Annotated in this window: 24 protein-coding genes; 17 read left to right on the top strand and 7 right to left on the bottom strand. The window is 73.6% G+C overall.

Features of this window, described 5'->3' with window-relative positions; all coding sequences use genetic code 11:
* Window positions 1-21: 21 nt before the first annotated feature.
* Complete coding sequence (locus tag ACZ6RC_RS25060) at window positions 22-618, bottom strand: pyridoxamine 5'-phosphate oxidase family protein (protein WP_391144909.1); 597 nt, start codon at window positions 616-618, stop codon at window positions 22-24.
* A 66-nt stretch (window positions 619-684) separates the two neighbouring features.
* Window positions 685-2,142 (bottom strand): HEAT repeat domain-containing protein, encoded by a 1,458-nt coding sequence (locus ACZ6RC_RS25055; protein ID WP_469587102.1) that lies wholly within the window; start codon window positions 2,140-2,142, stop codon window positions 685-687.
* A 207-nt stretch (window positions 2,143-2,349) separates the two neighbouring features.
* Here ACZ6RC_RS25055 and argH point away from each other — a divergent pair, with 207 nt between their 5' ends.
* Entirely contained in the window at window positions 2,350-3,777 is a 1,428-nt protein-coding gene (gene argH, locus ACZ6RC_RS25050) for an argininosuccinate lyase (protein WP_391144912.1), read from the top strand.
* Window positions 3,778-3,810: 33 nt separating this feature from the next.
* Here argH and ACZ6RC_RS25045 read toward each other — a convergent pair whose 3' ends face one another.
* Entirely contained in the window at window positions 3,811-4,320 is a 510-nt protein-coding gene (locus tag ACZ6RC_RS25045) for an HAD domain-containing protein (protein ID WP_391144915.1), read from the bottom strand.
* 85 nt (window positions 4,321-4,405) lie between these two features.
* On the opposite strand from ACZ6RC_RS25045, the gene ACZ6RC_RS25040 reads away from it, so the two are divergent.
* Together ACZ6RC_RS25040 and ACZ6RC_RS25035 are read left to right on the top strand one after the other, a co-directional pair.
* Complete coding sequence (locus ACZ6RC_RS25040) at window positions 4,406-4,957, top strand: TetR/AcrR family transcriptional regulator (RefSeq protein WP_391144917.1); 552 nt, start codon at window positions 4,406-4,408, stop codon at window positions 4,955-4,957.
* A complete protein-coding gene (locus ACZ6RC_RS25035) occupies window positions 4,954-6,498 on the top strand; it encodes an MFS transporter (protein ID WP_469587098.1) in 1,545 nt (514 codons plus the stop codon). Before ACZ6RC_RS25040 ends, ACZ6RC_RS25035 begins: the two co-directional genes overlap by 4 nt.
* Before the next feature lie 85 nt (window positions 6,499-6,583).
* Here ACZ6RC_RS25035 and ACZ6RC_RS25030 read toward each other — a convergent pair whose 3' ends face one another.
* Window positions 6,584-7,255, bottom strand: a complete 672-nt coding sequence (locus tag ACZ6RC_RS25030; protein WP_391145344.1) for a lysophospholipid acyltransferase family protein — start codon at window positions 7,253-7,255, stop codon at window positions 6,584-6,586.
* 212 nt (window positions 7,256-7,467) lie between these two features.
* Between ACZ6RC_RS25030 and ACZ6RC_RS25025 the strand changes: the two genes are divergently transcribed.
* The 3 genes from ACZ6RC_RS25025 (at window position 7,468) to ACZ6RC_RS25015 (ending at window position 9,845) form a co-directional block, all read left to right on the top strand.
* Window positions 7,468-8,631 carry a glycerophosphodiester phosphodiesterase gene (locus ACZ6RC_RS25025; protein WP_469587094.1) on the top strand — a complete coding sequence of 388 codons (1,164 nt, stop codon included), beginning with the start codon at window positions 7,468-7,470 and terminating at the stop codon, window positions 8,629-8,631.
* Window positions 8,632-8,805: 174 nt separating this feature from the next.
* Window positions 8,806-9,351 (top strand): sigma-70 family RNA polymerase sigma factor, encoded by a 546-nt coding sequence (locus ACZ6RC_RS25020; RefSeq protein ID WP_469587092.1) that lies wholly within the window; start codon window positions 8,806-8,808, stop codon window positions 9,349-9,351.
* A gap of 17 nt (window positions 9,352-9,368) precedes the next feature.
* Complete coding sequence (locus tag ACZ6RC_RS25015) at window positions 9,369-9,845, top strand: GNAT family N-acetyltransferase (protein WP_453618157.1); 477 nt, start codon at window positions 9,369-9,371, stop codon at window positions 9,843-9,845.
* Between the two features lie 40 nt (window positions 9,846-9,885).
* Here ACZ6RC_RS25015 and ACZ6RC_RS25010 read toward each other — a convergent pair whose 3' ends face one another.
* Together ACZ6RC_RS25010 and ACZ6RC_RS25005 are read right to left on the bottom strand one after the other, a co-directional pair.
* Complete coding sequence (locus ACZ6RC_RS25010; RefSeq protein ID WP_391144929.1) at window positions 9,886-10,308, bottom strand: hypothetical protein; 423 nt, start codon at window positions 10,306-10,308, stop codon at window positions 9,886-9,888.
* A gap of 2 nt (window positions 10,309-10,310) precedes the next feature.
* Window positions 10,311-10,673 carry a hypothetical protein gene (locus ACZ6RC_RS25005; protein ID WP_469587087.1) on the bottom strand — a complete coding sequence of 121 codons (363 nt, stop codon included), beginning with the start codon at window positions 10,671-10,673 and terminating at the stop codon, window positions 10,311-10,313.
* Window positions 10,674-11,226: 553 nt separating this feature from the next.
* On the opposite strand from ACZ6RC_RS25005, the gene ACZ6RC_RS25000 reads away from it, so the two are divergent.
* The 8 genes from ACZ6RC_RS25000 to ACZ6RC_RS24965 all read left to right on the top strand — a co-directional run bounded on the left by ACZ6RC_RS25000 (window position 11,227) and on the right by ACZ6RC_RS24965 (window position 22,466).
* Complete coding sequence (locus tag ACZ6RC_RS25000; protein ID WP_469587085.1) at window positions 11,227-12,327, top strand: methionine ABC transporter ATP-binding protein; 1,101 nt, start codon at window positions 11,227-11,229, stop codon at window positions 12,325-12,327.
* The gene (locus ACZ6RC_RS24995; RefSeq protein ID WP_391144934.1) at window positions 12,324-12,992 is read left to right on the top strand and encodes a methionine ABC transporter permease; all 669 of its coding nucleotides are present in this window, start codon (window positions 12,324-12,326) and stop codon (window positions 12,990-12,992) included. Before ACZ6RC_RS25000 ends, ACZ6RC_RS24995 begins: the two co-directional genes overlap by 4 nt.
* 83 nt (window positions 12,993-13,075) lie before the next feature.
* On the top strand, window positions 13,076-13,936 hold the full coding sequence (locus ACZ6RC_RS24990; RefSeq protein WP_469587080.1) for a MetQ/NlpA family ABC transporter substrate-binding protein: 861 nt from the start codon (window positions 13,076-13,078) through the stop codon (window positions 13,934-13,936).
* A gap of 165 nt (window positions 13,937-14,101) precedes the next feature.
* Window positions 14,102-14,737: a GNAT family N-acetyltransferase gene (locus ACZ6RC_RS24985; protein WP_453618148.1), complete on the top strand. Its 636-nt coding sequence runs from the start codon at window positions 14,102-14,104 to the stop codon at window positions 14,735-14,737.
* Between the two features lie 106 nt (window positions 14,738-14,843).
* The gene (gene cbiE / locus ACZ6RC_RS24980) at window positions 14,844-16,067 is read left to right on the top strand and encodes a precorrin-6y C5,15-methyltransferase (decarboxylating) subunit CbiE (RefSeq protein WP_391144939.1); all 1,224 of its coding nucleotides are present in this window, start codon (window positions 14,844-14,846) and stop codon (window positions 16,065-16,067) included.
* A 303-nt stretch (window positions 16,068-16,370) separates the two neighbouring features.
* Window positions 16,371-20,117 (top strand): nicotinate-nucleotide--dimethylbenzimidazole phosphoribosyltransferase, encoded by a 3,747-nt coding sequence (gene cobT / locus ACZ6RC_RS24975; RefSeq protein ID WP_469587075.1) that lies wholly within the window; start codon window positions 16,371-16,373, stop codon window positions 20,115-20,117.
* 196 nt (window positions 20,118-20,313) lie between these two features.
* Window positions 20,314-21,546, top strand: a complete 1,233-nt coding sequence (gene cobA / locus ACZ6RC_RS24970; RefSeq protein ID WP_453618144.1) for a uroporphyrinogen-III C-methyltransferase — start codon at window positions 20,314-20,316, stop codon at window positions 21,544-21,546.
* Between the two features lie 101 nt (window positions 21,547-21,647).
* Complete coding sequence (locus ACZ6RC_RS24965) at window positions 21,648-22,466, top strand: TrmH family RNA methyltransferase (RefSeq protein ID WP_391144946.1); 819 nt, start codon at window positions 21,648-21,650, stop codon at window positions 22,464-22,466.
* 52 nt (window positions 22,467-22,518) lie between these two features.
* On the opposite strand, the gene ACZ6RC_RS24960 is transcribed toward ACZ6RC_RS24965, so the two are convergent.
* Window positions 22,519-23,679, bottom strand: coding sequence for a serine/threonine-protein kinase (locus ACZ6RC_RS24960; RefSeq protein WP_391145347.1), 1,161 nt, complete (start codon window positions 23,677-23,679; stop codon window positions 22,519-22,521).
* Between the two features lie 195 nt (window positions 23,680-23,874).
* Here ACZ6RC_RS24960 and ACZ6RC_RS24955 point away from each other — a divergent pair, with 195 nt between their 5' ends.
* The 3 genes from ACZ6RC_RS24955 to ACZ6RC_RS24945 all read left to right on the top strand — a co-directional run bounded on the left by ACZ6RC_RS24955 (window position 23,875) and on the right by ACZ6RC_RS24945 (window position 25,691).
* Window positions 23,875-24,108 carry a hypothetical protein gene (locus tag ACZ6RC_RS24955; RefSeq protein ID WP_137990476.1) on the top strand — a complete coding sequence of 78 codons (234 nt, stop codon included), beginning with the start codon at window positions 23,875-23,877 and terminating at the stop codon, window positions 24,106-24,108.
* Window positions 24,109-24,295: 187 nt separating this feature from the next.
* Entirely contained in the window at window positions 24,296-24,463 is a 168-nt protein-coding gene (locus ACZ6RC_RS24950; protein ID WP_391144949.1) for a hypothetical protein, read from the top strand.
* Window positions 24,464-24,752: 289 nt separating this feature from the next.
* On the top strand, window positions 24,753-25,691 hold the full coding sequence (locus ACZ6RC_RS24945) for a phosphotransferase family protein (protein ID WP_469587070.1): 939 nt from the start codon (window positions 24,753-24,755) through the stop codon (window positions 25,689-25,691).
* The last annotated feature ends 22 nt before the right edge of the window (window positions 25,692-25,713 follow it).

The following is a 25,713-nucleotide window of genomic DNA, read 5'->3' as shown; positions in this document are numbered from 1 at the left end:
GCCGCCCGCCCGCCGCCACCGTCAGTGGGCCGGGCGGGGGAGCGGCGGCAGCGGGAGGGGCAGTCCGGGCAGCCCGTCGATGCTGGAGGCGATGTGCTCCTTCTTCCCGAAGTACGCGCTCAGCGAGGCGTCGTCCTCGCGCGCGAACCGCTTCGCGTGCAGGTCGCGGTCCTCGTCGTACGACATGAACGGCACTCCGTACCCGCAGGTGTCGCGGATCAGCTCGGCCGTCACCACGATGACGGCACGCAGCCCGTGCTGGGTGACGTCGATGCCGGGGAAGTGGCCGAGGAGTTCCTCCCACCGGTCGTCGTCCCGGAAGACGGGCTCGCCCCGGCCGTGGACACGGACGATGTTCGGCGGTCCCTGGAAGGCGCACCACATCAGCGTGATGCGGCCGTTCTCGCGCAGATGCGCGACGGTCTCGGCGTTGCTTCCCGCGAAGTCCAGGTAGGCCACGGTCCGTTCGTCGAGGACGACGAAGGAGCCCGTCAGGCCCTTGGGGGAGAGGTTGATGGTCCCCTCGCCGTCGAGCGGCGCGGTCGCGGTGAAGAAGACCGGCTGGGCCTCGATGAAGGCGCGGAGTCGTCCGTCTATGTGTTCGTGTGTCTTTCCCATGACCGTGATTCTCCCTCTGGTCCCGACGCCTGCCGCCCACGGGCGACCCGACGCCCTCCGTCTCGGTCAGCCGGCCGCCCCGCCGCCCCGCAGCCGCCGCAGCCAACGCCGGGCCCGCCCGCCCTCGTCGGCCTTCGCCGTCACGGGCGCGGGCCCGGGCGCCGGCGTGGAGAGCGGGGCGCGGGCCGGTTCGCGGTACGCCGTCAACACCCGGGCCGCCGAGCGGAGTTTGGGGTCCGGGTCGTCGACGAGCCGCCCTATGACGGCCCGGCACTCCACCGAGTCGCACGCCGCGAGCAGCCGGAACGCTCCGGTCCGGACGTGCCGGGGCCGGTCCTCCGCCAGACGTGTCGTCAGCTCCTCGACCGGGAGGGAGGACGCCCACGGTACGAGGGTGGTCGCCGTCTCTCGTACGACGCCGGGGGCCGGGTCGTCGAGGAGCGGTGCGAGACGGACGAGGTCCCGGGCGGCCAGCAGGCGCAGCCCGGCCACCGCCCGCGCCCGCACCCCGTCGCGCGGATGCCGGGTGAGCGGCCAGAGGAGTGCGGCATCGGCGGGAGTCCCGCACTCGGCGAGCCCGACGGGGGCGCCCGGCGGGAGGTCCCGGGCTTCCCTTCCTTCCGCGCACCGGGCGCGGTAGCGGTCCAACGGGTCCGTTCCGGCCTGGCGCAGCACCCAGCGGGCGCAGGCCCGCACCATCGGCGACCGGTCGTACAGGAACGGCTCCGCCTGGCCGTGCCGTCCGGTCCGGTGGAGCGCGGTCACCCCCGCGGAACGCACCCGCGAGCCACGGGAGCCGAGGAGCGGAAGAAGGACGTCGTCTCCGGTGCCGGCGCCCGCCGCGGCCAGCGCGGCCTCGGAGCAGACGTCCTGGATCACGACGTCCGCGTCCGCGGCGGCGATCGCGGCGAGGCGGGCGGCGGGGAAGTGGCCGCGCGCGACGGAGATCTGATGGGCGAGGCGCCGCACGGCCCGGTCCTCGCTCGCGAGGACGGCTTCGAGGACGTCCGGCTCGGCCCCGCGCAGCGTCTCCGCCAGCGACTCCCGTGCGGCGTCCCCGCGCTCCCGCCGGGCGACCGCCAGGATCACGGCCGACAACCCCGGCAGCAGGGCGGGCCCCACCCCGGGAAGCGCCGCACCGAGCAGAGCCCTGGCCCGATTCCGTACCGGCTCCACCCAGTCCGCGCAGCGGATCGCGAGGAGCGGCAGCAGAGACGGCACCCCGTCGGCCCGCGCCAGCGCGGCCTCGCGCACCCGGCCGTCCGGGTGGCAGAGGGCGAAGGCCAGACCGGCCTCCGTGTCGACCGCGAGGGGTTCGCGCTCCCCGGCCGGCCGGTGCGGCGCCAGGGCGTCGCGGCCGCCCGGCCCGCCGCCGAAGGCGGGGGTCTCCCACCGCCAGGCCACCTCGCGCACCGCGAGGTCCAGCGCAATCCACGCCCGCCCGTCGGAGGTGTCCAGCACCTCGGCCGGTGCCGCTCCCCGCGCCAGGCGTTCCGCCGCCTCGTCGAATCCCCTTGTCAACACGGATGGAGCCTAGAGGGGACAGCCCGCCTCCCGCCTGCGGTTTTTCCCGCCGCGCACCACCGCGTTGACAGAAACATACGGAGGACTGCATAGTTATACTCACTTCCCGGCGTGACCTCGCGCGACCACGACTCGTTCCACAGCCGCCTCCCCACCGCAGGGGCCCGGGAGGCGGCCTGTTAATCACCCTCCTGAGGAGCAGCAGCTGTGAGCAGCAACAACGGTGACGTCCGGCTCTGGGGCGGCCGTTTCGCCGACGGGCCGGCCGAGGCCCTCGCGAAGCTGTCCGCGTCGGTCCACTTCGACTGGCGGCTGGCGCCGTACGACATCGCCGGATCGCGCGCCCACGCGCGCGTGCTCCACACGGCGGGTCTCCTCACCGAGGACGAGCTGACGCGCATGCTCGCGGGACTCGACCTGCTCGAAGCGGACGTCGCGTCGGGGGAGTTCGTCGGCACGATCGCCGACGAGGACGTCCACACCGCCCTGGAGCGGGGCCTCCTGGAGCGCCTCGGCGCCGACCTCGGCGGCAAGCTGCGCGCCGGCCGGTCCCGCAACGACCAGGTCGCCACCCTCTTCCGGATGTACCTCCGCGACCACGCCCGGATCATCGGCGGCCTGATCGCCGACCTCCAGGACGCGCTCGTCGGCCTCGCCGAGGCCCACCCGGACGTCGCCATGCCGGGCCGGACCCACCTCCAGCACGCCCAGCCGGTGCTCTTCGCCCACCACGTCCTCGCGCACGTCCAGTCCCTCTCGCGGGACGCCGAGCGGCTGCGGCAGTGGGACACCCGTACGGCCGTCTCGCCGTACGGCTCCGGCGCCCTGGCCGGCTCCTCCCTCGGGCTCGACCCGGAGGCGGTCGCCCGCGACCTCGGCTTCGAGCGCGGCTCGGCCGGCAACTCCATCGACGGCACGGCCTCCCGCGACTTCGTCGCCGAGTTCGCCTTCATCACCGCGATGATCGGGGTCAACCTCTCCCGCATCGCGGAGGAGATCATCATCTGGAACACGAAGGAGTTCTCCTTCGTGACCCTGCACGACGCCTTCTCCACCGGCTCGTCGATCATGCCGCAGAAGAAGAACCCGGACATCGCCGAGCTGGCCCGGGGCAAGTCCGGCCGGCTCATCGGCAACCTCACGGGACTCATGGCCACGCTCAAGGCGCTGCCGCTCGCCTACAACCGCGACCTCCAAGAGGACAAGGAGCCGGTCTTCGACTCCTGCGACCAGCTGGAGGTCCTGCTCCCCGCCTTCACCGGCATGATGGCCACGCTCACCGTCAACCGGGAGCGCATGGAGGAGCTGGCCCCGGCCGGCTTCTCGCTCGCGACCGACATCGCCGAGTGGCTGGTCAAGCAGGGCGTGCCGTTCCGGGTGGCGCACGAGGTGGCCGGCGAGTGCGTGAAGGTCGCCGAGGCGGACGGCAAGGAGCTGGACGAGCTGACGGACGAGCAGTTCGCGAAGATCTCCGCCCACCTCACGCCGGAGGTCCGCACCGTCCTCAACGTGGCGGGCGCCCTCGCCTCCCGCGACGGACGCGGTGGTACGGCCCCGTCGGCGGTCGCCGCCCAGCTGGTCGAGGTCAAGGCCGACCTGGTCATCCAGCACGCCTGGGCCGCCGCCAAGAAGTAGCCCTCGGGCGTCCTCGCCACACCCCTCAGAACGTCACAGCGCCGCCGCCCACTCCGCGAGCGCGTCGAAGTCCGGCCGGGTCAGCCCGATCCGCTCGTCGACGTGCAGCAACAGGGCGGCGGCGAGGTGGTTCTGCTCCACGTACGCGCGGTCGTGGGAAGCGATGTCGTCGTCGATCCAGGCGAACGGCCGCCCGGCCGCGTACTCCAGGATGTACTGCGTCTTCCAGAAGGTCCCGTAAGGGGCCCTTCCGTGCATCTGGGGCCAGTCGATGAACGGCAGCTCCGGCAGCCCGAGGTGCGGCCCGATCCAGTCGTTCGCCTCGCCCTTCCAGGTCGTCGCCCACACCAGCTCGTACGCCTCCGCCAGCGCGAGCAGCTCGCCCCCGTGCGCGGGATTCAGCCACACCCGCAGCGGCTTCGCGCCCGTCCAGCCGGTGGGGCTCATCCGGTGCGTGGTGTACCCCGCCGGACGGCGTTCGCGTTGCGCCGCATAGGGATTCAGCGGTCCGTCGACATCGATCAGCAGGAGCGGCTTCGTCATGGTCACAGGATTCCTTCCGCCCCGTGGGTGAGGCGTCGAATTATCGAATGAGACATCAACGTCTCATTCGGTGTATGGTTGTCTCATGTCAGTCGACCGCACCCAGATGCTCCGCTCCGCCGCCGCCCTGCTCGCCCGGAAATCGACCGCCACCATGGACGAGGTCGCCCGGGCCGCGGGCATCGGCCGCGCCACCCTGCACCGGCACTTCGCCGGCCGGGACGCGCTGGTCAGGGCGCTGGAGGCGATGGGCCTCGAGGAGTTCGAGGCCGCGTGCGACAGCGCGCGGCTCGACGACGGGCCGGCCGACGAGGCGCTGCGACGGCTCGTCGCCGCGACGGAGCCCAACGCGCAGCTGCTGGCCTTCCTCGTCACGGAGAACCAGCTCTTCGAGGGCGACGACGTCGACGAGGGATGGTCCCGGCTCGACGCCCGGGTCAGCGCCCTCTTCCGGCGCGGCCAGGAGGAGGGCACCTTCCGGATCGACCTGAGCCCCGCCTGGCTCACCGAGGCCCTCTACGGCCTCGTCTCGGCCTGCGCCTGGTCCGTGATGGACGGCCGGGTCGCGACCAAGGACTTTCAGTACATGATCACCGAGTTGCTGCTCGGTGGCGCACGACGGAGCGTGGAGAGATGAGCAGGACCCTGCGGACGAGCCCGACGGCGGGGACGGAGGTGAAGAGCCCCGGCCGCTGGCTCGCGCTCTCGGTGCTGGTCCTGGCCGTCCTGCTGGTCGCGGTGGACGCCACCGTACTCGGTCTGGCGACCCCCGCGCTCAGCGAGGACCTGAAGCCGTCCGGCACCCAGCTGCTGTGGATCGGCGACATCTACTCCTTCGTCATCGCCGGACTCCTGGTCTCCATGGGCTCCCTCGGCGACCGGATCGGGCGCAAGAAGCTGCTCCTGATCGGTGCGACCGCCTTCGGCGCCGTCTCCGTGCTCAACGCCTACGCGACCAGCCCCGAGATGATGATCGTCGCCCGCGCGCTCCTCGGCGTGGCCGGCGCGACGCTGATGCCGTCGACGCTCGCGCTCATCCGGAACATCTTCCACGACCCCAAGGAGCGCAGCCTCGCCATCGGCATCTGGGGCGCCACCGCCTCGGCCGGCGCGGCCGTCGGCCCGGTGGTCGGCGGAGCGCTGCTCCAGCACTTCTGGTGGGGCTCGGTCTTCCTCATCAACCTGCCCGTGATGGCCGCCCTGGTCCTCGTCGGCATCAAGCTGCTGCCCGAGTCGAGGAATCCGGTGGCCGGCCCGTGGGACCTGGTCAGCGTCGGTCTCTCGCTGGTCGGTGTCATCGGCGTCGTCTACGCGATCAAGGAACTCGCCTCGCACGGCCCGACGTGGGAGGTCGGCGCGTCCGCCGCGATCGGCGCCGCGGCCCTCTACGCCTTCGTCCGCCGCCAGCACACGCTGACCGCGCCGCTGCTCGACATGCGGCTGTTCAGGCACCGCGGCTTCTCGGGCGCGGTCCTGGCCGACCTGCTCACCGTCTTCGGACTGTCCGGACTGGTCTTCTTCCTCTCCCAGTTCCTGCAGCTCGTCCAGGGGCGTGACCCGCTGGAGGCCGGCCTGGCCGAACTGCCCGCCGCCATCGGCGCGGTGGCCACCGGCCTGGTCGCCGGCCGGTACGCCCGGCGGTTCTCGGTTCGGGGCATCGTGGCCGGCGGCCTCGGCGCGATCGGACTCGCGCTCGCCGTCATCACCCTGGTCCACCAGGACACCGGCTATCCGCTGCTCGGCGCGGCCCTGCTCGTCGTCGGTCTCGGCGCCGGGTTCTCCTTCACCGTCACCGCCGACGTGATCCTCTCCAGCGTCCCCAAGGAGCAGGCCGGTTCCGCCTCCGCCGTCTCCGAGACCGCGTACGAACTGGGCGCGGCGCTCGGCATCGCGCTCCTCGGTTCGATCGTCACCGGCGTCTACCGGGGCTTCACGGCCCCGGCGGGCGTCCCCGCGGACGCGGCGGCGGCGGCCCACGAATCGCTGGGCGGCGCGGTGGAGGTCTCGGCGGGGCTCGCGCCCGAGACGGCGACCTCCCTGGTCTCCGCGGCCCAGAAGGCCTTCGTCGACGGCCTGAACATCGCGGCGGGCGTCGGCGCGGCGGTCCTCCTCGCGACGGCGGTCGCGGCCTGGTTCCTCCTCAAGGGCCAGAAGCTGGAGGACGGCGTCGAGCACTGACGCGGGGCGTCCCGCACACCCCGCACACGAATGGGCCCCGTACGGCAGACGCCGTACGGGGCCCCACGCGTTCACGTCGTGGCGACTACGCGGCCTTCGCCTTCGTGGCGTACATGTCCACGTACTCCTGGCCCGACAGGCGCATGACCTCGGCCATCACCGAGTCCGTCACCGCCCGCAGCACGTAGCGGTCCCGGTCCATCCCCTCGTACCGCGAGAACTCCATCGGCTCACCGAAGCGGACCGTCACCCGGCCCGGCCGCGGCAGTCCCGCACCGCCCGGCTGGATCTTGTCCGTGCCGATCATGGCGAACGGCACCACCGGCGCGCCCGTCATGAGCGTGAGGCGCGCGATGCCCGTACGGCCCCGGTACAGCCGGCCGTCGGGGGAGCGGGTGCCCTCGGGGTAGATGGAGAACATCTTGCCCTCCTCCAGCACCCGACGCCCCGTCATCAGCGCCGCCACACCGCCGCGCCCGCCGTCGCGGTCCACCGGGATCATGCCGACGCTGGTGAAGAACCAGGCCATCAGCCGGCCCTTGAACCCCTTGCCCGTGACGTACTCGTCCTTGCCGATGAAGAAGACCGGGCGGTCCGTGCAGATCGGCATGATCATCGAGTCGATGAAGGTGAGGTGATTGCCCGCCAGGATCACCGGACCCGTCCCCGGGATGTTCTCCACGCCCTCGACCCGAGGGCGGAACATCAGGCGCAGGATCGGTCCGAGCACTGCCTTGATGAGTGCGAGACGGGACAACGGTTCCTCCGGTGTCGGGGCGGGCGGTCTGTGCAGGTCGCGACGATACTCGCGGGTCACCTCGGTGCGCACATCGGGCTCACGGAGCGGATACGCGGTGTTGACGTGTGTTTCCGCCATGTTCGACCAGGGTCTGCCCGGTGGAGGGGGTGGATGCCTACCGTCGGACCATCGATTGACAGGTGCGGGACATCACACTGAAGGAGCCCTTCATGACCCAGGGAGCACACCCGGCCCCGGCCCGGCGGACGGTCCTCGGAGCGGCGGGCGCGGCGGGCGCGGCCGTCCTGGGCGCCTCGGCGGCCCTGCCGGCCGGCACCGCGCACGCCGCCGACACCCGGGGACGGGACCGCGGCCACCACTCCCTGCCCGTCCCCACCGTCATCGCCCACCGCGGCGCCAGCGGCTACCGCCCCGAACACACCCTCGGCTCCTACCAGCTCGCCCTCGACCTCGGCGCCCATGTGATCGAACAGGACCTCGTCCCCACCAAGGACGGGCACCTCGTCTGCCGCCACGAGAACGACATCACCGGGACGACCGACGTCGCCGACCACCCGGAGTTCGCCTCCCGCCGGACCACCAAGACCGTCGACGGGACCTCGTTCACCGGCTGGTTCACCGAGGACTTCACGCTCGCCGAGCTCAAGACCCTGCGCGCCAAGGAGCGGATCCCCGGCACCCGCCAGGAGAACACCCTCTATGACGGCCGCTGGGAGATCCCCACCTTCGAGGAGGTGCTGCGCTGGGCCGAGCGCGAGGGACGCCGCCGGGGCCGGGAGGTCTGGCTGCACGTCGAGACCAAGCACCCCACCTACTTCCGCTCCCTCGGCCTCGGCCTGGAGGAGCGGCTCGCCAGACTGCTGCGCCGGTACGGCCGCCACCGCGCCGACTCCCCGGTCTTCCTGCAGTCTTTCGAACCGAGCAGCGTCCGGCGGCTCGCCGGCCTGGTCGACTCCCCGCGCGTGGTCCTGCTGTCGGGCGCCACCAGCCGCCCCTGGGACTTCGTCGAGGCGGGCGACCCCCGCACGGTCGCCGACCTGATCACCCCGGCGGGCCTGCGCTGGATCTCCTCGTACGCCCAGGGCATCGGCCCCACCCTCGACCTCGTCATCCCGCGCGACGCGAGCGGCCGGCTCGGCACCCCGACGACCCTGGTGCGCGACGCGCACGCCCGCGGCCTGATCCTCCACCCGTACACGCAGCGCAACGAGAACGGCTTCCTGCCCGCGGAGTTCCGCCGGGGTACGGACCCGAACGCCTACGGAGACGTCTTCGGGGCCCTGAAGGCGTATCTGGCGACGGGCATCGACGGCATCTTCTCCGACAACCCGGACACGGCGCTGCTCGCGGCGGCGGACCTCCGCTCGCGCTGAACCCGGCGGGGCGGCGGGGCCCGGGCCAAGCGCCCGGGCCGGGCGGGAGGGCGGCGCCCGCGCGGTGGCCGTCCGTCCGCCCGGGTGCCGGTCCGTGCCCGCGGAACGGCACCCGCCCGGGTGGTTTGCGCCGGAGGCCGCAACCGCCCGCCGCCCCGCCCCGTCGTGCCGGGCATGACCTCCCCCGACCCCCGTCTCCTGCGCACCCTCGCCCCGCTCCTCGCGGCCGAGTCGCGTGCCGAGGCCCCCGCCGCCGGCGTCGACGCGGGCGACCTCGAACAGGCCGTCTGGCTCAAGCTCCTCGAACGCTTCCGGGACGACGAGCCGCCCACCCGCCCCGCCGACTGGCTCCGCCGAGCCGTCCGCGCCGAGGCCCGCCGAGCCCGGCGCGCCACCCTGCGCGAACGCCCTTACCGAGGCGAGGAGTCCACCGGACCGGACACGACCCCCGAGAGCTCCGCCCTCGTCGCCGAGCGCCGCCGCGCCGTACGCGCCGCCGTCCGCCGCACCCCCGGCCCCTGCCCGCGTCTGCTCACCGCGATGCTCGACCCCGCCGACCCCACCTACCGGGAAATCGCAGGGGAGTTGGGTATCTCACAGGGAAGTCTGGGGCCGATGCGTTCCCGCTGCCTGGGATGTTTGCGCAGAATGCTGGCGGCAGAGGTTCCCGCGCCCCGCCCGAGGGGAAGGGTGCGGGAGACCGACCGGCGGACCAGGTGAGCGGGAGGCATGCGCACATGGGCATGAGCGTGACCATCTCAGCGGCAGACGCGCAGGACGCGGAGCACATACTCAAGCTCCAGTACCTGTGTTACCAGAGCGAGGCGGAGCTCTACGGCGACTGGTCCATCGAGCCCCTGACGCAGACCCTGGACGCGCTGCGGGCCGAACTGGCCGACGGTCACGCGCTCGTGGCGCGGCTCGGGGACGAGATCATCGCCTCCGTCCGCGGCCGGGTCGACGAGGCGGGAACGGTCGTGATCGCCCATCTGTTCGTCCACCCGCGGATGCGGCGCCACGGACTCGGCGGGCGTCTGCTCGACGCCATCGAGCGCCACTTCGCCGGCGACGCCGCCCCCAAGCGCTACCAGCTCTTCTCCGGCCACCGCAGCGACGGGAACCTCAGGCTCTACCGCCGCAAGGGTTACGCGGCGGTCGGCACGCGCGAGATCGGGCCGCGTCTCACGCTGGTGACCCTGGAGAAGGCGGCCTGACCCCTCTCGGGCGGCCCGGTGCCGGGCCGGCCCGGGCGGCTCAGACGGTTTCCGCGCGGGACCGGCGGAGCCACCAGATCCCGCTCAGCGGCAGCAGGACCGGAATGAAGATGTAGCCGTAGCCGTAGTCCGACCAGACGGTGGCGTCCGGGAACGCCGACGGGTCGAGCAGGGTCCAGGTCCCCACGGTCAGCACGCCCACCAGCTCGGCGGCGCAGCACACCAGCGCCGCCTTGCGGGCGGTGTCCCCGCCGCGCACGAGCGTGTAGGTGATGAAGGCGTACACCACGGCCGCCACCGCCGACAGCGCGTAGGCCAGCGGCGCCCGGTCGAACTCGGTCGCGATCTGGTAGATCGAGCGCGAGACCGCGCCCACCGACATCACGCCGTACAGCCAGACCAGCAGCATCCCGGGGCCCTGGACGAGCCGCGTCCGCGTGCGGTTCTCGCGCGTCACGGTCATGGTCAGTCCACCGTCCAGATGTCGAAGAGACGCACTTCCAGGACGGCGAGCACGACCGCCCCGGCCGCCACCGTCGCCGAGCCCCACCGGCTCCGTTCCGCGAGCGACATGAACCCGGCCGCGGGCACCGCGCACAGCGCGCCCAGCAGATACGCGACGAAGATCGTCGCGCCCTCGTCGGCCTTCTCGCCGCTCGCCAGCCGCGCGATGCCGACGACCAGCTGCGCCAGCGCCAGGACGGTCACCACGGCCATGCCGATGAAGTGCCAGTCCTTGGTGGGCTGGTCCCGGAAGGCGGCGAAGCCGCACCAGGCGGCGAGGGCGAGCGCGGCCACCGAAACCGCGACCGTCAGGGCGTCAAGCATGGCCCCGAGGGTATTACGGGCCAAAAGACCCGACGCGCCCGCCCCCCGGCGCCCCCTCCGGGACCTCGCCGCGGGCCGGTCCGCACGATCGTGGCCTTGACCACAACAGGCTGCCCGCCGACCCCCCTGACCGGGGTCCCCACGGCCCCGCGAGGCGGGCGTCGGCGCAGGCCACGGGCGGTCCGGCGAGGGCCTTCCGCTCGCGGACCGGGCCCCTCCGTATGTCCGCATGATGGTGCAATCCAGTCCGCTATTCGGACATGCCTCAGGGTGTCGAACGCCTGCGTGCTTTACTTGCAGCCATGACCACGACGAGCAGCCGCACCCTTGCGACCGAGGCGATCAGCACGCCCGGTGCTCGTTGTATGTGTCGAATGTGCGCCTTCTGAGGGCCCCCGCCTGAGTCGCGCGCCCCGAAGCGAGACGACCCGACGGCCGAGCCGATCCGTCCGCCCACCGGCGCCGGACCGTGCCTGCCCCGCGCACTAGCTGCCCCCGGCCACCCGCCGAAACCAGCCGACCCGCGCCTGACTGTCCGAACGACGAATGCCCCGTGCCCGGCGGACCCCGCGCCGCGCACTCGACAGTGACGGAAACCCCTGTGATCACCACTTCGGGCCTGACCAAGGTCTATGAGTCGCGCGGCCGCGAGGTCACCGCTCTGGACGGCGTCGACCTCCACGTCCGCGAGGGCGAGGTGTACGGCGTGATCGGCCAGAGCGGCGCCGGCAAGTCCTCGCTCATCCGCTGCGTCAACCTCCTGGAGCGCCCCACCTCCGGCACCGTGACCGTCGACGGCGTCGACCTCACCGCGCTCGCCGCCCGCGGCCGCCGCGCCGGCAAGGACCTCCGCCGTGCCCGCAGCAGCATCGGCATGGTCTTCCAGCACTTCAACCTGCTGTCCTCCCGCACGGTCGAGGACAACATCGAGCTCCCGCTCGAGATCCTCGGCGTCTCCGGCGCCGAGCGCTCCCGCCGCGCCCTGGAACTCCTCGACCTCGTCGGCCTCGCCGACAAGGCCAAGGCCTACCCCGGACAGCTCTCCGGCGGTCAGAAGCAGCGCGTCGGCATCGCCCGCGCCCTGGCCGGCGAGCCCAAGGTCCTGCTCTCCGACGAGGCCACCAGCGCCCTCGACCCGGAGACCACCCGCTCCATCCTCCAGCTGCTGCGCGACCTCAACCGGCAGCTCGGCCTCACCGTCCTGCTCATCACGCACGAGATGGACGTCGTCAAGACCATCTGCGACTCCGCCGCGCTGATGCAGAAGGGCCGGATCGTCGAGTCCGGCACCGTGAGCGAACTGCTCGCCACCCCCGGCTCCCAGCTGGCGGCCGAGCTCTTCCCCGTCGGCGGCGCCCCCACCGGCCCCGACCGCACGGTCGTCGACGTCACCTTCCACGGCGAGGCCGCGACCCAGCCGGTGATCTCCCAGCTCTCCCGCACGTACAACGTCGACATCTCGATCCTCGGGGCCGCGATGGACACCGTGGGCGGCAAGCAGATCGGCCGGATGCGGATCGAACTCCCCGGACGGTACGAGGAGAACGTCGTCCCGGTCGGCTTCCTGCGCGAGCAGGGCCTCCAGGTCGACGTCGTCGAGGAGGAGACGGCGCCCCAGGCGGCGCCCGTACTGGTCAAGGAAGGTGCCAAGTGACCTGGTCGGAGATGCAGCCCCTGCTGGAGCAGGGCACCGTCGACACGCTCTACATGGTCCTGTGGGCCACCCTCGTCACCATCCTCGGCGGCCTGCCGCTCGGCATCCTCCTCGTCCTCACCGACAAGGGCGGACTGCTGCAGAACACGGTGGTCAACAAGGTCGTCGGCGTGATCGTGAACATCGGCCGCTCGCTGCCGTTCATCATCCTGCTGATCGCCCTGATCCCCTTCACCACCTTCGTCGTCGGCACCTTCATCGGGCCCACCGCGATGATCGTGCCCCTCGCCATCGGAGCCATCCCCTTCTTCGCGCGCCTCGTCGAGACCGCGATCCGCGAGGTGGACCACGGCCTCGTCGAAGCCGTCCAGGCCATGGGCGGCTCCGTACCGACGATCATCCGCAAGGTGCTGCTGCCGCAGTCGCTGCCCTCGCTCGTCTCCGGCGTCACCACCACCGTCATCGTCCTCATCGGCTACTCCGCGATGGCCGGTGCGGTCGGCGGCGAAGGCCTCGGCTCCAAGGCCATCACCTACGGATACCAGCGCTTCGACACCCAGTTCATGCTGGTCACCGTCGTCGTCCTGATCGCGATCGTCACCGTCGTCCAGGTCATCGGCGACCTCGCGGTCCGGCTCCTCGCCCGCCGGGGACGCACCGCGTAACCCCCACCGACTTCGTCCACGCGAAGACAAGCCCGGACTTGTTGTCCAGGCGTCCACCGCACCACCTGAAAGAGGCACTCTTCGTGCGTAAGAACATCAAGCTCACCGCCGGCATCGCCGCCACCGCCGCGCTCGCCCTCGGCCTCACCGCCTGCGGCACGGCCTCCGACCCGTCCTCCTCGAAGGACGCGGCCGCCTCCGCCGACAAGCCGCTCGTCGTCGCCGCGTCCCCGACGCCGCACGCCGACATCCTGAACTACGTCAAGGACAACCTCGCCGCGAAGGAGGGCCTGAAGCTGGAGGTGAAGGAGTTCACGGACTACGTCCTGCCGAACACCGCCACCGAGTCCGGCCAGGTCGACGCCAACTTCTTCCAGCACAAGCCGTACCTCGACGACTTCAACCTGAAGAACAAGACCCACATCGTCCCGGTGGTCAACGTCCACCTGGAGCCCCTCGGCCTCTACTCCAAGAAGCTCGGGAGCATCAAGGACATCAAGGCCGGCCAGACCGTCGCCGTCCCCAACGACACCACCAACGGCGGCCGCGCGCTCAAGCTGCTCGCCGACAACGGTCTGATCACCCTGAAGGACGGCGTCGGCTCCAACGCCAAGCTCTCCGACATCACCGACAAGAAGGGCCTGGAGTTCAAGGAGCTGGAGGCCGCCACCGTGCCCCGCGCCCTGAACGACGTGGACGCCGCGGTCGTCAACGGCAACTACGCCATCGAGGCCAAGCTCAACCCGGCCCAGGACTCCCTGGCCCTGGAGAAGGCGGAGGGCAACCCCTACGCCAACTTCCTCGCCGTCAAGGAGGGCAACGAGAAGGACGCCCGCGTCCAGAAGCTCGTCAAGCTCCTCAACTCGCCCGAGGTGAAGAAGTACATCGCGGACACCTACAAGAACGGCGCTGTCGTTCCGGCCTTCGGCGCCGTCGCCAAGTAAGGCCCGACGTACAGTCCTTGTGACGAAGGCCCCCGCATCCCGTCCGATGCGCGGGGCCTTCGTCGCCCGCCGCACACTCCGGACCCGCCCATGCACACGGACGGCTGCATGCTGCATGCTGTGCGTTCACGGTCGATTCGGACGGTCCTCGGCATGGAGCTGCGCATGACTACCACCTTTCCGGACATCTCCATCAGCACGGACCGGTTGGTGCTGCGCGCCCTGGAGGAGGCCGACGCGCCCGCCCTCGCCGAGATGATGAACGACGAACTCGTGGCCGCCTGGACCGCCGTCCCCCAGCCCTTCACCGAAGCGGCCGCGCTCACCTGGATCAACGACTACGCGCCCACCGAGCGCGCCGCCGGCCGCGGCATCGACCTCGCCGTCACCGAATTCCTCACCCAGCGCCTGGTCGGGGTCATCCAGCTCACCCACACCGACTGGCGCGTCCGCTCCACCGAACTCTCTTACATCATCGCGCCCTGGGCCCGCGGCGAGGGCTACGCCTCCGAAGCCGCCCTCGCCACCGCCCAATGGCTCTTCGGCGACCAGCGCTTCGAACGCCTGGAGCTGCGCACGGCGGCCGACAACACCGCCTCCCAGCAGGTCGCCCAGAAGATCGGCTGCATCAGCGAGGGCGTCCTGCGCGGCGCCTGCATAGCCCGCACCCGCACCGAGGACGGCGGCCTGACCGACCTGCGCACCGACTTCATCGTGTGGGGCCTCCTCCCCGAGGACCTCGAAGGCGTCGCCGACCAGATGGCCGAGGCCGGATACTCCTCGTACGCCGACTGGAGCTGAGCCTCCGGCGGGGCGGGTACGCTCGACACCCCCCTGGAGGCCCCCGGCCACCCTCGGCCGCGCCACCTCCGCCGACCGCACGACCCACCTGAGGAGAGAGACGACGATGGCCGACCGGGTCACGGTGATCGGCTGGGACGGCTCGCCCCTCACCGCAGGCGCCCGGTCCGCGCTCTCGGCCGCCACCCTCGTGGCCGGCGCGGCCCACCACCTCGCCCTGCCCGAGGTCCCGCCCCGCGCCGAACGCATCCGCCTCGGCAGCGTCGACCTCGCCGCACGCCGCATCGCCGGCCACCGCGGCAGCGCCGTCGTCCTCGCCGACGGCGACCCCGGCTTCTTCGGCGTCGTCCGCACCCTGCGCGCCCCCGAACACGGCCTGGAGGTCGAGGTCGTCCCGGCGGTCTCCTCCGTCGCCGCCGCCTTCGCCAGGGCCGGCATGCCCTGGGACGACGCCCGGGTCGTCGTCGCCCACCAGCGCACCCTCCGCCGCGCGGTCAACGTCTGCCGCGCCCACCCCAAGGTCGCCGTCCTCACCTCGCCCGGCGCCGGACCCGCCGAACTCGCCCTCCTCCTCGACGGCGTCCACCGCACCTTCGTCATCTGCGAGGAGCTCGGCACCGACCGGGAACAGGTCACCGTCCTCACCTCCGACAAGGCCGCCGACCACGCCTGGCGCGATCCCAACGTCGTCATCGTCATCGGCGGCGCCTCCCCCGCCCAGGGCGGCGGCTGGCTCATGGGCCACGAGACCCCCGCCGTACGGGGCTGGGCCCTGCCCCCCGAGGAGTACGGCACCGAGCCCGGCCGGGCGCACGACTCCGGCGACGGCCGGACCCCCACCCTGCGCGCCGCCCAGCTCGCCCGCCTCGGCCCCCGGGTCGGCGATCTCGTCTGGGACATCGGCTGCGGCGGCGGCGCCTTCTCCGTCGAGGCCGCCCGCTTCGGCGCCGCCGTGATCGCCGTCGACTCCGATCCGGCCGCCTGCGCCCGCGCGGACGCCGCCGCCCGGCGCTCCGGCGTCCAACTGCACGTCGTCGCGGGCCGCGCCCCGCACGTCCTGGAACGACTCCCCGAACCCGATGTCGTACGGATCGGCGGAGGCGGCGCCCCGGTCGTCACCGCCTGCACCGACCGCAGGCCCGAGCGGATCGTCACCCACGCCTCCACCCGCGACGAGGCCGAGGCCCTCGGCGCGGCCCTCGCCGACGGCGGCTACGCCGTCGAGTGCGCCCTGCTCCAGAGCGTCGGCCTGGACCCCGGCGACTGGACCGAACGCGAGCGCTCGGTCGTCTTCCTGCTCTCCGGCCGCAGGATCGATCGCGCCCCGTGATCGATCGCCCCCGCAGGGCCAGGTAGGCTGGCCGATCGTTGTACCGCCCCGGGACGTTCGGCGCTTTGTTCGCCCATGTCCGGCAGCAGTGGCCGCTCGCGCCGCTCACGTGGGAGGGAGCAACCGGGGGACGCGCGACGTGGCGCAGTCCACAGCGCACCGTGGCGGATCTGCCTGCCACGACGGCCGAAGGCCGCGACAATGCTTGGGTGTCCGCGCGTCATTCGTGCCGCGCGACGCGCACGCTCGTTGTTGTCGACGGGCGACGGTTGAAGGAGCACAAGCGATGGGCGAGGGGTACGCATGACGGACACCGGCCAGATCCCGGGCGAGGGGCTGCCGGAGAACGCAGGCATGGTCGAGCAGCCGGGCATCCCCGCCCCGGGCGCGTACACCTTCCTGGACCCCTCCGAGAGCGCAGCCGAAGAAGACGACCTCCTGCTGATGCCCGGCGCCCAGGGCGCCTGGAGCGAGCACCAGCCGGGCGCCGTACCGGCGCCGCCCGTCGCCGTGCCTCCGTCGGCCGCCCCGGCGCAGGTCCCCGGGCAGCCGCCGATGGTCGACCCGCTCACCGATCCGCTGGCCGGGCCGCTCGCGGACGCCCTCGCCGCCCAGGCGCCGTTGGGCCCGTCCCCGGCCGCCCACCAGCCCGAGCAGGCCCCCCACTCCACCCCGGCGCACGGGGTCCCGGCCGACGCGTCGGCCGGGCACCACCCCCAGCCGGGCGTCCCGACGCCCGCGCACGGCTTCCCCGCCGCGGAAGGTCACGCGACCGGCGGACAGGGCGCCCCGTTCACCGGCCAGAGCCCGGCGGCCCCCGCGCACGGCGTGACGGTCTCCGCCGAAGGGTTCGGGACCCCGGCCCACGGCGTGCCGGTCGCACCGCAGGAGCAGCCCGCCGCCCCCGAGCCCGCCTACGAGACCGCCACCCCGCACGGCTACGAACCCGGGATCCTGGACACCGGCGCCCACGAGGCCGCCGGCCGCGACTCCGGCTCCGTCGACCTCGGCGGCGTCCGCATGCCGCCCCACGCCGCGACCACCCCGCCGCCCGCGCGCCGCCCGCTGCACATGGGCCCGCCGGTGCCGGACAACACCGGGGGAGTCGTCCGCTCGCTCGCCGACCGCGGCCCCGCCGGCGCGCCGGCCCCCGCCCCGGCTCCCGAGCCCGCCCCGGCCGTGGTCGGCGCCACGGCGCCCGGCCCGATGCCCGCCCTGGCGGACGGCCCGCCGACGAGCGGCCTCGAATACCTGGACATCCCTCAGGACGCGCAGGAGAGCCCGGCGCCGCGGACCGCCCCCCAGCTCGGCGACGTCCCGCCGCAGGGCGCCGAGCCGTGGGACCCGCAGCCGCCGCGGTCCGTCGCGCCGCAGGACCCCGCCGCCCCCGCAGAAACGGTCGGCCAGTTCGTCCAGGTCGAGGGCACCGTCCCGACCGCTCCCCACCTTGCGCCGGCCCCGGTGGCCGAGGCCGCGCCCGAGGCCGCCGAGGCTCCCGATGCCCCGGAGACGCCCGAGGCGTCCGCCGTGCCCGAGGTCCCCGAGACGGTCGAGGAGCCCGCCGCCGCCCAGGCCGCGCAGGAGCCGGTCACCGAGGCCGTGGAGCCGGTGGAGCCCGTGGAGACCGCCCCGGTCGCGGAGCCCGCCGCCGAGACCCCGGTGGATGAGGCCCCGGTGAACGAGGCCCCGGTGGAGGAGTCTCCGGCGACCGTCCCGGCCCCGCGCGACGGCAGCGACCCCGCCGCCGCACCCGTACCCCCGGTCGAGCCGGAGCTCGAGCCGGTCGCCGAGGCGCAGCCGCAGGCCGCGCCGGAAGCCGCCCCCGAGCCCGTCGCGGAGGCCGCGCCCGAGCCGGCAGCCGCCCCTCAGCCGGAGCCCCAGCCCCTGGCGGAGGCCGAGGCCGAGCCCGCGCCCGCGGCGGAGCCGATGCCGGAGCCCGTCGTCGCGCAGAGCGCCCCGGAGGCGCCCGAGCCGGCCCCGGCGGCGGAGAACCAGCCCGAGGCCGAGACGCAGCCGCAGCCGGAGGCCGAGGCACCGGTCGCCGCCCCCGAGCCCCAGCCGGAGCCCGCTGCCGAGCCGCTCGCCGAGACCGTGGCCGAGGCACCGTCCGCCCCCGAGGCGGAGACCGAGCCGCACGCCGTGCCCGCCCCCGAGGCGGAGCCCGCGCCCGAGCCCGAGGCGCACGCCGAACCGGACGCGGAGGCCGCGCCCGCGCCGGCGACCGAGCCCGAAGCCGCACCCGGCCCCGAGGCACACACCGACCCGGCGACCGAACCCGAAGCCGAGCCCGGTGACATGAACGCCCCCGTCTCCGCCGGCCCCGCCGCGCCCGGCTACGACGACGCCGAGCGGGAGGCCGTGCTGCGCGTGATGCGCGAGCGCCGCGACATCCGCAACGGCTTCCGTTCCGACCCGATCCCGCACGAGGTGCTGCTCCGCGTCCTGGAGGCCGCCCACACGGCCCCCAGCGTCGGCCACTCCCAGCCCTGGGACTTCGTCGTCATCCGCTCCGCAGAGACCCGCCGGAGCATGCACGAACTGGCCCAGCGCCAGCGTGAGGCGTACGCCCAGTCGCTGCCGAAGGCCCGCGCGAAGCAGTTCAAGGAACTGAAGATCGAGGCCATCCTCGACACCCCGGTCAACATCGTCGTCACCGCCGACCCCACCCGGGGCGGCCGTCACACCCTCGGCCGCTACACCCAGCCGCAGATGGCGCCGTACTCCTCGGCCCTCGCCGTCGAGAACCTCTGGCTCGCCGCCCGCGCCGAGGGCCTCGGCGTCGGCTGGGTCAGCTTCTTCGACGAGCGCGAGATGGTCCGGGCCCTCGGCCTGCCCGAGCACCTCGAAGTCGTCGCCTACCTCTGCGTGGGGTACGTCGACGAGTTCCCCGAGGAGCCCGAGCTGATGCAGGCGGGCTGGTCCAAGCGCCGCCCGCTCTCCTGGGTCGTCCACGAGGAGACGTACGGCCGCCGCGCCCTGCCCGGCGAGGAGCCGCACGACCTGCTCAAGGAGACCGTCTCCTCCATCCGCCCGCTGGACGCGAAGGCGCTCGGCGAGGCCTGGGAGCGGCAGAAGCGGATGACGAAGCCGGCCGGCGCCCTCGGCATGCTGGAGATCATCTCCGCGCAGCTCTCCGGCCTGTCCCGGATGTGCCCGCCGCCGATCCCGGAACCCGCCGCCGTCGCGATCTTCGCAGGCGACCACGGGGTCCACGCCCAGGGCGTCACCGCCTGGCCCCAGGAGGTGACCGGCCAGATGGTCGCGAACTTCCTCGGCGGCGGCGCGGTCTGCAACGCCTTCGCCAACCAGGTCGGTGCCGAGGTCTGCGTCATCGACGTCGGCGTCGCCTCCGAACTCCCGGCCACGCCCGGGCTGCTGCCCCGCAAGGTCCGCCCCGGCACGGGCGACTTCACCACCGGTCTGGCGATGTCGCGGGAGGAGGTGCTCGCCGCGATCGAGGTGGGCATCGAGACCGCCCGGGACCTGGTCGCGGCCGGCAACAAGGCGCTGCTGACCGGTGAGATGGGGATCGCGAACACGACGGCGTCGGCGGCGTTGATCTCCGTGTACACCGGCGTCGACCCGGTCGAGGTCACCGGCCGCGGCACCGGCATCAACGACGAGATGCACGCGCGGAAGGTGGATGTGGTCCGCCGCGCCCTCGATCTCCACCAGCCGGACCCGGCGGACCCGATCGGCGTCCTGTCGGCGCTCGGCGGCCTGGAGCACGCGGCCCTGGTCGGTCTGATCCTCGGTGCCGCCTCGCTGCGTACGCCGGTCATCCTGGACGGAGTCTCGACCGGCGCGGCCGCGCTGGTCGCCCGGGCGATCGCGCCCGAGTCGCTGGCGGCCTGCATCGCCGGCCACCGCAGCGCCGAGCCCGGCCATGTCGCGGCCCTCAACAAGCTGGGCCTGCGCCCCCTGGTCGACCTCGACCTCCGCCTCGGCGAGGGCACGGGCGCCCTCCTGGCCCTCCCCGTCGTCCAGAGCGCCGCGCGCGCGATGCACGAGGTCGCCACCTTCGACTCGGCGGGCGTGACGGAGAAGTAGACCGGCAGCGCGCGCGGGCCCGCGTTCCTCCCAGTGGGGAGCGCGGGCCCGCCACCGTGAGAGGGACATGGGTCACAGGCCGCGCATCCGCGGTGACCGATATCGTGGGCCCAGGTCGAACACCCCGCTCCACCAGCCGCTTCACCGCCGCAGCGGCCCCGCATAAGCCCCGCCCCTCCCGAGGAGCCGCACGCCCATGGCCGAGCACGCCGAGCACCCCGCCTACCCCGTCGGACTGCGCCTCTCCGGCCGCCGCGTCGTCGTCTTCGGCGGCGGCCAGGTCGCCCAGCGCAGGCTCCCCGCCCTGATCGCGGCCGGCGCGGACGTCACCCTCGTCTCCCCGTCCGCGACCCCGTCCGTCGAGGCCATGGCCGAGGCCGGCGAGATCACCTGGGTACGGCGCCGGTACGAGGACGGGGACATCGCCGACGCCTGGTACGCGCTCGTCGCCACCAGCGACCCGGTCGCCAACGCCGCCGCGTCCGCCGAGGCCGAGCGGACCAAGACCTGGTGCGTGCGCTCCGACGACGCCGAGGCCGCCACCGCCTGGACCCCGGCCACCGGCCGCAGCGAGGGCGTGACCGTCGCCGTCCTCACCGGCCACGACCCCCGCCGCTCCGCCGCCGTACGCGACGCGATCGTCGAAGGCCTGCGGGACGGCTCCCTCGCGGCCCCGCAGCACCGCTCCCGTACCCCCTTCGTCGCCCTCGTCGGCGGCGGCCCCGGCGATCCGGACCTGATCACCGTCCGCGGACGCCGGCTGCTCGCCGAGGCCGACGTGGTGATCGCCGACCGCCTCGGCCCCCGCGACCTGCTCGACGAACTGCCCCCGCACGTCGAGGTCATCGACGCGGCCAAGATCCCCTACGGCCGGTTCATGGCCCAGGAGGCCATCAACAACGCGCTCATCGAGCACGCCAAGGCCGGCAAGTCGGTCGTCCGCCTCAAGGGCGGCGACCCGTTCGTCTTCGGCCGCGGCATGGAGGAGGCCCAGGCGCTCGCCGTCGAGGGCATCGCCTGCACCGTCGTCCCCGGTATCTCCAGCTCGATCTCCGTCCCCGGCGCGGCCGGCATCCCCGTCACCCACCGCGGGGTCGCGCACGAGTTCACCGTCGTCAGCGGCCACGTCGCCCCCGACGACCCGCGCTCCCTGGTCGACTGGGCCTCGCTCGCCAAGCTCACCGGCACGCTGGTGATCCTCATGGGCGTGGACAAGATCGGCAGGATCGCCGAAGCGCTCGTCGCCCACGGCAAGGACCCCGCGACGCCCCTCGCCCTGGTCCAGGAGGGCACGACGGCCGCCCAACGCCGGGTCGACGCGACGCTCGCCACCGTCGCGGAGACGGTCAAGGCGCGGGAGGTCCGGCCGCCCGCGGTCATCGTCATCGGCGAGGTCGTCGGCGAGGGCCCGGACAAGCTCGTCCCCTGACCCTCCGGGGGCGCCGGGCCCGGCCCGCGCCCCCGCCGCACCCCTCGTACACCCTCGCCCCGCACATTGGCACCGCACCCCGGACAAGGCAGTATCACCTCGTGGCCGAACTCATCACCATCGACGATCCCGACGACCCGCGCCTGCGCGACTACACCGGACTGACCGACGTCGAACTGCGACGCAGACGCGAGCCGGCCGAGGGTCTGTTCATCGCCGAGGGCGAGAAGGTCATCCGCCGGGCGAGGCAGGCCGGTTACGAGATGCGGTCGATGCTGCTCTCGGCCAAGTGGGTCGACGTCATGCGCGATGTCATCGACGAGGTCCCCGCGCCCGTGTACGCCGTCCAGCCGGACCTCGCCGAGCGGGTCACGGGCTACCACGTGCACCGCGGAGCCCTCGCCTCCATGCAGCGCAAACCGCTGCCGACGGCCGAGGAACTCCTGCGCCCGGCCCGCCGGGTCGCCGTCATGGAGTCGGTCAACGACCACACCAACATCGGCGCCATCTTCCGCAGCGCCGCCGCGCTCGGCATGGACGCCGTGCTGCTCTCCCCGGACTGCGCCGACCCCCTCTACCGCCGGTCCGTGAAGGTCTCCATGGGCGCGGTCTTCTCCGTCCCGTACGCCCGGCTGGAAACCTGGCCCCGCGGACTGGAGGCCGTCCGGGAGGCGGGCTTCAAGCTGCTCGCGCTCACCCCCGACGAGAAGGCCACGCCGATCGACGCGGCCGCCCCGCACAGGCTGGAGCGGGCGGCGCTGATGCTCGGTGCCGAGGGCGACGGCCTGTCCACCCAAGCGCTGCGCGCCGCCGACGAGTGGGTCCGCATCCCGATGGCCCTCGGGGTCGACTCGCTCAACGTGGGCGCCGCCGCCGCGGTCGCCTTCTACGCCGTGGCGAGCGGCCGCCCCCAGGACTGACCCGGGCGGGCAGCCCTGGGGCGCGCCCCAGGCCGTGTCCGGAGAGTCCCGTCTAGCCCTGCAGGGCCTGCGCGGCGGCGATGCCCAGGGCCACCACCAGCGTCACCACCACGAAGACGAAGAGCCGCTGCCGCAGCAGCCGGGGGTTGGCGGGCCTGCGGCCCGTGGACGTGGTGCGGGCACCGGGCCGCGACGGCGTCGGGCGGCTGTTCGGCCTCGACTGCGGCGCCTGCCGGCCGCCCGTGCGGGGCCCGGACGGACGCGACGCCGGCCCCTGCGCCCGGCCGCCCTGCGTACCGCCCTCGATGTACCGCTCCGTGGGCCGGCTGCCGGTGCCCGTGGACTGCTCCGTGCGCTCCCGCTGCACCGGCGGGCGGGACGCCGGCAGCCCCTGGGCCTCGCGGGCGGCGATCTCCTTGAGCCGCATGGACAGCTGGAGCGTGCTCGGACGCTCCTCCGGGTCCTTCGCCAGACACGCCCGTACGAGCGGGGCGAGGGCGTCCGGTACGCCGTTCAGCTGCGGCTCCTCGTGCACCACGCGGTAGAGCATGACCTCCGAACTGCCATGCCCGAAGGGGGAGTCCGCCATCGCCGCGTACGCGAGGGTGGCGCCGAGCGAGAACACGTCCGTGGCCGGGGTGACGGCCGCGCCCCGTACCTGCTCGGGCGCGAGGAAGCCGGGGGAGCCGACGGCCGTGCCCACGTGGGTGAGGGTGCTGGCGCCGGTGGCCCAGGCGATGCCGAAGTCGATGATCCGGGGGCCCTTGGGCGACAGGAGGATGTTCGACGGCTTGAGGTCCCGGTGGACGACCCCGGCCTCGTGCACGGCGACCAGGCCCTCGGAGAGGGCGGCGCCGATCGCGGCCACGTCGGCGGCCCGCAGTGGGCCCTCCTCCGCGACGCGGTCGTGCAGGGAGGGCCCCGGGACGTACTGGGTGGCGAACCAGGGGCGGTCGGCCTCCAGGTCGGCGGCGACGAGCCGGGCCGTGCAGCCGCCGCGGATCCGCCGGGCGGCGGACACCTCGCGCGCGAAGCGCGAGCGGAACTCCTGGTCCTCGGCGAGGTCCGGCCGGATCACCTTGAGCGCGACCCGCTGCCCCCGCCGGTCGGAGCCGAGATACACGACCCCCATCCCGCCGGCCCCCAGCCTGCGGTGGAGCCGGAACGACCCGACGATCCGCGGATCCTCGCGCCGGAGCCGCATCATCGCCATGTCCGTCCCCTCGTCCGTTCGACGAGGCACAGCTTACGTATCCCCGCCCCGGTGTGCTCATAGGCCGCGCCCTCCCGCACGGATCGATTGTCAGTGCTGAGGGGGACACTTGAGGGGTGGTCAGGACGCGGCCCCCGGCCGCGGACGAAGCCGTGGGATTTCCCAATGTCCGGTCGCAGAAGGGGGATTGGATCGATGAAGGGTGATCGCGTGGAGATAGTCGTGGATGCGGGGGACACGACGCGGACGTATGAAGTGGTGGCAAGCCGGGCGGGCCGGAGGGTGGAGACGGCGGTCCGTCGCGGGGTGGTGGAAGTGAGCGAAGTCACCCGCACCGGGGTGGTCGTCCGGACGGCCCGTTTCATGGCCAGCCGGGTCCTCGCCCTGGTCGAACAGCCGGTGCCCCTCAGGGAAGACCCTCAGTCCTGAGGAGTCGTCTCCACCCAGGGGAGTACACCGCGAGGTGGGCCGTCATCCTCCGGGAGGCCCGGAAGTCGGTACGCGGGCATGACGTCCCGGCGGCCGCCGGAACCTAGTGTTGAGGTCAAGCGGCGGGTGCAGCACTCGTCCCCCGAGGTCAGACACCCGCCGCTGTAGACACGACAGGAGAGGACCCATGGCGTACACGGCACCGCGGATGAACACCCGTCCTTCGGGCCGACGTCACCCCCTGGTGGCGACCGCCATGGTCCTCCCTCTCGCGACCCTGCTCGTGGTCGCCTTCGGCGGCTGGGACGCGGTGGTCACTCATGCGTCGTCCGTGGGCGTGATGCTGGGGCGCTGAGCGGCGCCCCGGACCCGGGTGAGCGGCCCGGGTCGGGGACATCCGGCCAACAACCCCGTGGGGACGGGGGTGCGGCGGACGGCAGCGTGTGGCCGGTCAGCTGGGGAGCTGACCGGCCCTCGCGCTTTCCGGAAGCCGGGCCGACCCCCCTGCCCGCGAGGGCGGTAGCTCCCGGCCCCGGATGAACGCCCGCGTGAGGCGAGGCTCCCTCCCCGGTCCCCAGGAGCGTACGCAGGGGAGTGAGGGCCCTTCCCGGCGCCGAGGCGCGGCCCCGGCGTACGCTCCCCGGGTGCACGCCCATGACCTCGCCCTCCTCCGCACCCACGCCCGCACGGCCGCCCACCTCGCCGCGGCGGGGCCGGACGGCTGCGGCTGCGCCGAGGCCGTTCTCGCCGACCGCGAGGACGGCACCGTCGTCCGGCACGGGCCCGTCGTCGTGAAGGCGCACGCGCCCGGGACCGGAGGCCCCGCGCACCGGGCACGGGTCGCCGTCGCCGCGGACCGGCGGCTTCGCGAGGTCCTCCTGCCGCCCCTCCCGTCCCCGCACGGCACCGCCGTCGACGGCCGCCCCGTCACCGCCTGGCCCTACGGCGCCCCGGTCGACCCGGTCGACCCCGACGCGGCGCCCTGGGAGGAGGCGGCCCGGCTCCTCGCCCTGCTGCACCGGACGCCCGCCCCCGCCGGGCTTCCGCCGATGCGCGCCCGCGTCAAGGTCGCCCTGGCCGTCGAGCGGATGCGGGCCGCGGGACCGCACCCGGCGGCCGGGGCGGTGCTGCGCGCCCGGGAGACCCTGCCCGCGCCGCCCGCCGCCGAGGCCGGGTTCCTCTGCCACGGCGACTTCCACCTCGGCCAGCTCGTCCGCGCCCCGGGCAGCCCCGGGGACGGCTCCTGGCGCCTGATCGATGTCGACGACCTCGGTACGGGCGACCCCGCCTGGGACCTGGCGCGCCCCGCGGCCTGGTTCGCGGCCGGGCTCCTCCCCCCGGACGTCTGGTCCCGGTTCCTCGGCGCGTACCTCGCGGCCGGCGGCCCGGCCGTCGCTCCGGACGATCCGTGGGCCCAACTGGACGTCCCGGCGCGGGCCCTGACCGTGCAGACCGCCGCTCTCGCCATCGCCAAGTCCACCGCACAGGAGCGCCCCCTCGACGAGGTCGAGAGCGTGATGATCGACACCTGTGTCCGAATCGGCGCACTCCGAACCGAGTTGGCCCCGCCTGCGTCCCCCTAGAGTGAAGGCACCATTTCGAACG

The sequence above is a fragment of the Streptomyces sp. NPDC048353 genome (assembly GCF_055587165.1).
Note: the sequence above shows the minus strand (reverse complement) of the source record. Positions and strands in the feature narration are given on the sequence as shown.